Origin of the sequence: Microbispora sp. H10949 (assembly GCF_014161435.1) — a bacterium.
Classification (GTDB): domain Bacteria; phylum Actinomycetota; class Actinomycetes; order Streptosporangiales; family Streptosporangiaceae; genus Microbispora; species Microbispora triticiradicis.
Genome location: NZ_JABBWZ010000008.1, coordinates 479900 through 487214, shown reverse-complemented (window position 1 = coordinate 487214; position 7315 = coordinate 479900). Strand labels below are relative to the sequence as shown.

The 7315-nt window shown below is 68.0% G+C and carries 8 protein-coding genes; 7 read left to right on the top strand and 1 reads right to left on the bottom strand.

Features of this window, described 5'->3' with window-relative positions; translation table 11 throughout:
* The 7 genes from HHX40_RS23055 to HHX40_RS23025 form a co-directional block, all read left to right on the top strand.
* The coding region (locus tag HHX40_RS23055; RefSeq protein WP_182882261.1) for a substrate-binding domain-containing protein at nucleotides 1-347 on the top strand (347 nt) is incomplete at its 5' end.
* A gap of 101 nt (nucleotides 348-448) precedes the next feature.
* The gene (gene chvE, locus HHX40_RS23050) at nucleotides 449-1540 is read left to right on the top strand and encodes a multiple monosaccharide ABC transporter substrate-binding protein (RefSeq protein WP_182878208.1); all 1092 of its coding nucleotides are present in this window, start codon (nucleotides 449-451) and stop codon (nucleotides 1538-1540) included.
* Nucleotides 1541-1574: 34 nt separating this feature from the next.
* Entirely contained in the window at nucleotides 1575-3110 is a 1536-nt protein-coding gene (gene mmsA, locus HHX40_RS23045; protein ID WP_182882260.1) for a multiple monosaccharide ABC transporter ATP-binding protein, read from the top strand.
* Between the two features lie 2 nt (nucleotides 3111-3112).
* On the top strand, nucleotides 3113-4309 hold the full coding sequence (mmsB, locus tag HHX40_RS23040; protein WP_396788204.1) for a multiple monosaccharide ABC transporter permease: 1197 nt from the start codon (nucleotides 3113-3115) through the stop codon (nucleotides 4307-4309).
* Nucleotides 4310-4525: 216 nt separating this feature from the next.
* The gene (locus HHX40_RS23035; RefSeq protein WP_182882258.1) at nucleotides 4526-5089 is read left to right on the top strand and encodes a TetR/AcrR family transcriptional regulator; all 564 of its coding nucleotides are present in this window, start codon (nucleotides 4526-4528) and stop codon (nucleotides 5087-5089) included.
* Nucleotides 5090-5551: 462 nt separating this feature from the next.
* Nucleotides 5552-5923, top strand: coding sequence for a hypothetical protein (locus tag HHX40_RS23030; RefSeq protein WP_182882257.1), 372 nt, complete (start codon nucleotides 5552-5554; stop codon nucleotides 5921-5923).
* Between the two features lie 183 nt (nucleotides 5924-6106).
* A complete protein-coding gene (locus HHX40_RS23025; protein WP_182882256.1) occupies nucleotides 6107-6424 on the top strand; it encodes a hypothetical protein in 318 nt (105 codons plus the stop codon).
* Between the two features lie 285 nt (nucleotides 6425-6709).
* Here the strand turns inward: HHX40_RS23025 and HHX40_RS23020 are convergent, their stop codons facing one another.
* Nucleotides 6710-7291 carry a hypothetical protein gene (locus HHX40_RS23020; protein WP_182882255.1) on the bottom strand — a complete coding sequence of 194 codons (582 nt, stop codon included), beginning with the start codon at nucleotides 7289-7291 and terminating at the stop codon, nucleotides 6710-6712.
* Nucleotides 7292-7315 lie beyond the last annotated feature (24 nt).

Sequence of the window (7315 nt, the reverse complement as noted above, 5' to 3'; positions counted from 1 at the left end):
GGGATTGGACGGCGTCGTCGGGTTATGAGCTGGGGCGGCGGTTGGCGGCCGATGAGGCGGTGACGGCGGTGTTCGTGGCCAATGATCATATGGCGATGGGGGTGTTGCGGGCGTTGCGGGAGGCGGGCCGGCGGGTGCCCGAGGACGTGAGTGTCGTGGGGTTCGACGACGTGCCGGAGGCGGCGTACTTCTGGCCGCCGCTGACCACGGTGCGGCAGGACTTCGGCGAGCTCGGCCGGCAGGCGTTCCGGCTCCTGCTGCACCGCATCGCGAGCCGCGACGGCGAGCCGGCGCGTCTGGTCGAGCCCGAACTCGTGGTCAGGGAGAGCACCGGCATGAGCCCCTGAGAGCTTCCGCCCGGCTCCATGGCCGGGCGGGAAAACCGCGCCCCGCCGGTCTAGGCCCCCGGCGGGACGCGAGGAACAACCATTCCGAAGGAGATTGTCTCATGCGCAAATTCACAGGCGCGCTGGTGGCAGGGCTGTTACTGCTGCTGGCGGCCGCGTGCGGCAACAGCAGCGGGGACGGCGGGAACACGACCGCCGGCGGTAAGGGGACCGTGGGCATCGCGATGCCCACCAAGTCGTCCGAGCGCTGGGTCAAGGACGGCGACAACATGGTCCAGCAGTTCAAGTCGCTGGGCTACGACACCGACCTGCAGTACGCCGAGGACGTGGTGGAGACCCAGGTCTCCCAGGTCGAGAACATGATCACCAAGGGCGTGAAGGTGCTCGTCGTCGCGGCCGTCGACGGCGCCGCCCTCACCGACGTGCTGCAGCAGGCGGCCGACCAGAAGATCCCGGTCATCGCCTACGACCGGCTGCTGATGAAGACCCCCAACGTGGACTACTACGCCACGTTCGACAACTTCCAGGTCGGCGTGCAGCAGGCGGGCTACATCGAGGACAAGCTGGGGCTGAAGGACGGCAAGGGCCCGTTCAACATCGAGCTGTTCGCCGGCTCCCCCGACGACAACAACACGGTGTTCTTCTTCAACGGCGCCATGTCGGTGCTCAAGCCGTACATCGACTCGGGCAAGCTCGTGGTGCGCAGCAAGCAGACGAAGCTGGAGCAGGCCGCGACGCTGCGCTGGGACGGCGCCACCGCCCAGGCCCGCATGGACAACCTGCTGAGCGCGAACTACACGTCCGAGAAGATCGACGCGGTGCTCTCGCCGTACGACGGGATCAGCATCGGCATCATCTCCGCGCTGAAGAGCGTCGGGTACGGCTCCTCCGGCAAGCCGCTGCCGATCATCACCGGCCAGGACGCCGAGCTGGCCTCGGTGAAGTCGATCATCGCGGGCGAGCAGACGCAGACCGTCTACAAGGACACCCGCGAGCTGGCCAAGGTGGCGGCCTCGATGGCCGACGCCGTCGTCCAGGGCAAGAAGCCCGAGGTCAACAACACCGACAGCTACAACAACGGCGTCAAGACGGTGCCGTCGTACCTGCTGAAGCCCGTGTCGGTCGACAAGGACAACTACAAGCAGATCCTGGTCGACGGCGGCTACTACACCGAGGCCCAGCTCACCGGCTGAGCCTCGCGGGTTCACGGCACGAAAGGGGCCTCCGATGCCCGACCATATCCTCCGGATGCGGGGGATAACCAAGGAGTTCCCCGGTGTCCGCGCGCTCGACGACGTGAACTTCGACGTCGAGCGCGGGACCGTCCACGCCCTCGTGGGCGAGAACGGCGCCGGGAAGTCCACCCTGATGAAGGTGCTCAGCGGGGTCTACCCCCACGGGAGTTACGAGGGGGAGATTCTCCTCGACTCCCGCCCCTGCGCCTTCCGCGGCCTGCGGCAGAGCGAGGCGGCGGGCATCGTCATCATCCACCAGGAGCTCGCGCTCATCCCGGGCATGTCCATCGCGGAGAACGTCTTCCTCGGCAACGAGCGGGCGCGGCGCGGGGTCATCGACTGGCACGCCACGTCGGACGAGACCGTGCGCCTGCTGGAGAAGGTGGGCCTGCGCGAGGACCCGGACACCCCGGTGAACGCGCTCGGAGTGGGCAGGCAGCAGCTCGTCGAGATCGCCAAGGCCCTGGCGAAGGACGTAAAGCTGCTCATCCTCGACGAGCCGACCGCCGCGCTCAACGAGACCGACAGCGAGAACCTGCTGCGGCTCCTGCGTGACCTGCGCGACCACGGCATCACCTCGATCCTCATCTCGCACAAGCTGAACGAGGTGATGGCCGTGGCCGACGCGATCACGATCCTGCGGGACGGCCGGACGATCGAGACGCTCGAGGTCGCCGCCGGGGTGGACGAGGACCGCGTCATCAGGGGCATGGTGGGGCGCGACCTCGACCACCGCTACCCGCCGCGCACCCCGGAGATCGGCGACGTGCTGTTCGAGATCGAGGGGTGGAACGTCTTCCACCCCACGGTCCCCGACCGGCAGGTCGTCCGCGACGCGAGTCTCACCGTGCGGCGCGGCGAGATCGTGGGCATCGCCGGGCTCATGGGCGCCGGCCGCACCGAGCTCGCGATGAGCGTCTTCGGCCGGTCCTACGGCGCGCGGATCAGCGGCACGCTCCGGAAGGACGGCCGCGAGCTGCACCTGGCCACGGTGGGCGACGCCATCGCGGCCGGTCTGGCGTACGTCACCGAGGACCGCAAGGAGCTCGGCCTGCTGCTGGAGGAGGACATCCGGCGCAACGTCACGCTGGCGAACCTGCACCGCGTCTCGCGGCGCTCGGTCATCGACCTGCACCGGGAGGTGGCCGACGCCGAGGGGTTCCTCCACCGGCTGCGGATCAAGGCGCCCGGTGTCTTCACCAAGACCGGCAACCTCAGCGGCGGCAACCAGCAGAAGGTCGTGCTGAGCAAGTGGATGTACACCAACCCCGACGTGCTCATGCTCGACGAACCCACCCGGGGAATCGACGTGGGCGCGAAGTACGAGATCTACACGATCGTCCAGCGGCTCGCCGCCGAGGGCAAGGGCGTACTGCTCATCTCCTCGGAGCTGCCCGAGCTCCTCGGCATGTGCGACCGGATCTACGTGATGAGCCAGGGGCGGATCACCGGTGAGCTCGGACGGCGGGAAGCGACACAGGAGGCTGTCATGAGGCTGATGACGAACACACCGGCGGTGGCCCGATGACCGTGGTGGACCGCCCGGCGACCACCCCCGCGTCCTCGGGCGGGTCGTCCGGTCCCCGCCTGCGGGGGAACCTCCGGCAGTACGGGATGATCGCCGCGTTGGTCGTCATCGTCGTGCTGTTCGAGATCCTGACCGACGGCATCCTGCTCAAGCCGCTGAACGTCACCAACCTGATCATGCAGAACGGCTACGTGCTGGTCCTGGCGATCGGCATGATGCTGGTGATCATCAACCGGGAGATCGATCTGTCGGTCGGCTCGGTGGCGGCGTTCGTCGGGGCGGTCACCGGGGTGGCGATCGTGAACTGGGGCCTGCCCTGGCCGCTGGTCGTGGTCGGCGCGCTCGTCACGGGCGGGCTGATCGGGGCGTTCCAGGGCTTCTGGATCGCCTACGCCCGCATCCCGGCGTTCATCGTCACGCTCGGCGGCATGCTGCTGTTCCGCGGCCTCAGCATGGTCGTGCTGCAGGGGCAGTCGATCGCGCCGTTCCCCTCCGGGTTCCGGCAGCTCGGGTCGGGCTTCGTGCCGGAGATCGGCGCCGGCGACCTGCACCTGGTGACCATGCTGCTCGGGCTCGCCGGGGCCGCGGTGATCGTGTGGAACGACTGGCGCTCGCGCGCCCGGCGCCGTGAGTACGGCCTCGGTGTGCCCGCCCTGCAGTGGTTCGTGCTCAAGGCCGTCGCGATCGTCGCCGCGATCGGGGCGTTCGCCTGGGTCCTCGCGGTCTACCAGGGCCTGCCGATCGTCGGCCTGGTGGTGATCGTGCTGACCGCGGCGTACTCGTTCGTCACGACGAGCACGGTGGTCGGCCGGCACATCTACGCCGTCGGCGGGAACGAGCGTGCGGCCGCGCTGTCGGGCATCGCGACCAAGAAGACGAAGTTCTGGGTGTTCGTCAACATGGGCGTGCTGGCCGCCCTCGCCGGGCTGATGTTCGCCGCCCGGCTCAACGCGGCCACTCCCAAGGCGGGCACGAACTTCGAGCTCGACGCCATCGCCGCGGCCTTCATCGGCGGCGCCTCGGCGTCGGGCGGCGTCGGCAGCGTCGTCGGCGCCATCGTCGGCGGCCTGGTCATGGGCGTGATGAACAACGGCATGTCGCTGCTCGGCCTCGGCGTCGACTGGCAGCAGGCGATCAAGGGCGGCGTGCTGATGCTCGCCGTGGCCTTCGACGTCTACAACAAGAACAAGTCGAAGTAGACGCGACCGGGTGACGGGGAGGCACGGACCGCCCCGATGCGCCGGCCGGACATGTCGTGCATGTCCGGCCGGCGTTGTCGTCTCGTCACACCCCGACGAGGCGGCGGGTGAGCGGCTCTCCGCGTCGCCGCGCCCTGTCCCCTAGAATCGGAGTCACAGCTCCTGTTGAGCGGCGCGGAGCACCTGCTCGGAGAGCGGCCAGGCGCGGGGGGTTCGATGACCAGATCGCTGCGCTCGGACGCCCAGCGCAACAGGCAGCGCATCCTGGAGGCCGCCGAGGTCGTGTTCGCGCTCAAGGGGCCGTCCGCCTCCACCGAGGAGATCGCGCAGAAGGCCGGCGTCGGCATCGGGACCGTGTTCCGCCACTTCCCGACGAAGGAGGCGCTCCTCCAGGCGATCATCAAGGGTCTCGCCGTACGCGTCGCCGCCGAGACCGGGAACCTCGCGCGCACCGGCGAACCGGCCACCGCGTTCTTCCAGTTCTTCACCTGGGTGATCGGTCAGGCCGCGGAGCAGCGGACGGTCGTCGACCTGCTGGCCGAGGCGGGTGTCGAGGTCATTGTGGCCAAGCCCGTCAACGCGCTGCGCGACGCCGTGGCCGCGCTGCTCACCGGGGCCCAGCGCGCGGGGGCCGTACGGCGGGACGTCGGGGTCCCCGAGGTGCTGGCGCTGCTGATCGGCCTGTGCCAGGCGTCGCTGCACGCCGGCTGGTCACCCGAGGTCCGCGACCGCACCCTGGCCGTCGTGTTCGACGGGCTGCGCCCCTCCCCCGCCGCCTAGTACTGCATAGCTAGATCTGTAGGACCTGTCGGCGCAGGTGCCGATGAACCACACCAAATCCATCCCCCACCAACTTCACGGCGCCTGTGCTCTTGTTCCGCTGGTCAGACGCTCCGGTCTCCAGGGCGACGAGGAACTCGGCGACCCGTTCGGCGAAGTACCAGGACGGCTCCTCGTCCCACGCCGTGATGTCGGTGAAGAGGTTGCCCACTGGCAGGGCCCCGGCGTTCCCGCGTTTTGTCTGGTGGGACTACCTGATGCTCTCCGGCTGCGGGCTGATGCCGAGCGGGGTGGCAACGGCGGGGGCGTCCTTCACGATGCCCCACGTCCAGCCGCACTCGAACTTGTTGTGTTCGTCGGCGTCCTCGGGGGTGGCGCAGCAGCTGACAGTCGTGCTTGTGGCGGGCGAGGGTGCACTGGTGCCGTTCGAGTACGTACAGGGAGGCGTCGAGAAAAAAGCTGGTGCTCCTCGTGGTAGCCGTGGCGGGCGGCGAGCCCGTCGAACAGGGCGTTGACCTGCGGCAGCATGCGCGGAGGGCCGATGGAGGAGAGCCGACGACCGCCGAGAGGGGCCCAGGCACACACGAGTCGAGCCGCTACATCGGCACCGAGCACATTCTTCTTAACCTGATGCACCTTGGAACACTTCCGCCGCCAGAGATGCTCTACCTGCGGATATATGAATCGCTTCCCCGCGAGGCTGATCTTCAAGTTAACCTGATGCACCTTGGAACACTTCCGCCGTCAGAGATGCTCTACCTGCGGATATATGAATCACTTCCCCGCGAGGCTGATCTTCAAGATGCAGAGACATCTGAGAATCCGCACTCTTGAATTGTCGCCATCCCCAGCCCCATATATCCTGAGCTACGAAGTCGAGAGCCCCCGGCCTTGGGAGGCCGGGGGCTCTGGCGAACCTCCTGGCAGAGGTCCGCGCGACTTGCCAAGTACCAACTGCCGGACCGGTAGTCAGGCCGCTAGTACGCTCGCTAGGCGTGTCTAGTGTATCTGCTGTGCGTGTTTCTCGTCATCCTCGGTGAGTCACATGCCCTTGAAATCGCCCGATCCGGCGGTTGGTTCCATCATTCAAATTGCTGGAGGAATCAATTGCCAGAACCGTTGGATCCCAATCATCGAGGTTTCCTTCCCTCATCCGTATCGGAAATCGTCTCGAAGTTGGCAACGCTCAGTGAGGCGGTTCCGTACTACGTTCCACGGGAGACCTGCCGCAAGCGCTACCACGAGAACATCCGCATTCTGGTCATCTGGCTTATCGTTGTCGTCATCGTCGTGAAGGTTGGCGGCGTTCCTGTCACCATCACGATCGGCGGCTGACCAGCGGAAACAAGTTAGGGGCGGCGTCGGGCATGTGGCCGGCGCCGCCCTGTGGCCTCTCAGCCTTGAAGTGTCCTCCCGCCAAACTTTGCCCCGTCGCGTCGCCCAGATCGGCACCTCTCCGCGTTATCGCCCCACCCACGAAAACTCCTCGCAAGCTCGGACATTCCGCAGAGCCGGAGAACGTCGCTCACAGGCTCCGCCACGACCCCCCCTCCGCCTTGCGATCCACCGCTCTCGACACCGCTCCACCCAGGCAGGCCCTGGCGGTCACGGCACCGGCCTTTATCCGCCCTGGCCGTCGATCTGCGAGAGCATCGGGCCTATCAGCCGGTTCAGCTCCCGGACCAGCACCACCAAGGCCCGGTGGGCCAGCTCCGGCAGGTCCTCGGCGGGGCCGTCCGGCGCCGGAGGAAGGTCGTCGAGCGGCAGCGGCGCGTCCACGAGCAGGACGGGCCGGACGAACGGGATCTTGGTGAGATCCCGCTCGGCGGGCTCGACGTACTGGCCGAAGATCTCCGGCCAGCCCTCCCAGCCCCGGTCGCGCCACCAGGCCCGCGACGCCGTGAGCGCCGCGGGCGGGGGCGAGACCAGGCTGATGCGGGCGATCATCGACCCGTCCCAGCCGTTGCGCACGCACGAGGCCGACAGGATCCGGCGGTGCCACCGCACAAACCCCGGCGAGGCGACGGGAGGCGTCGCGACCCGCCAGGCCGCGCAGGCGAAGGCGACCGGGGCGATGTCGCCCCAGACGCCGTCGAACTCGCCGATGTTGTCGCGCAGCAGCTCGGTGTAGCGACTGTCACCGCCGTGTGCGCGCTCCCGGTCGGAGCGGGTGTCGATCCAGAACGCCTGGTCTTCGCGCATGTGTCCCGTCTTCCGGCCTGAGGG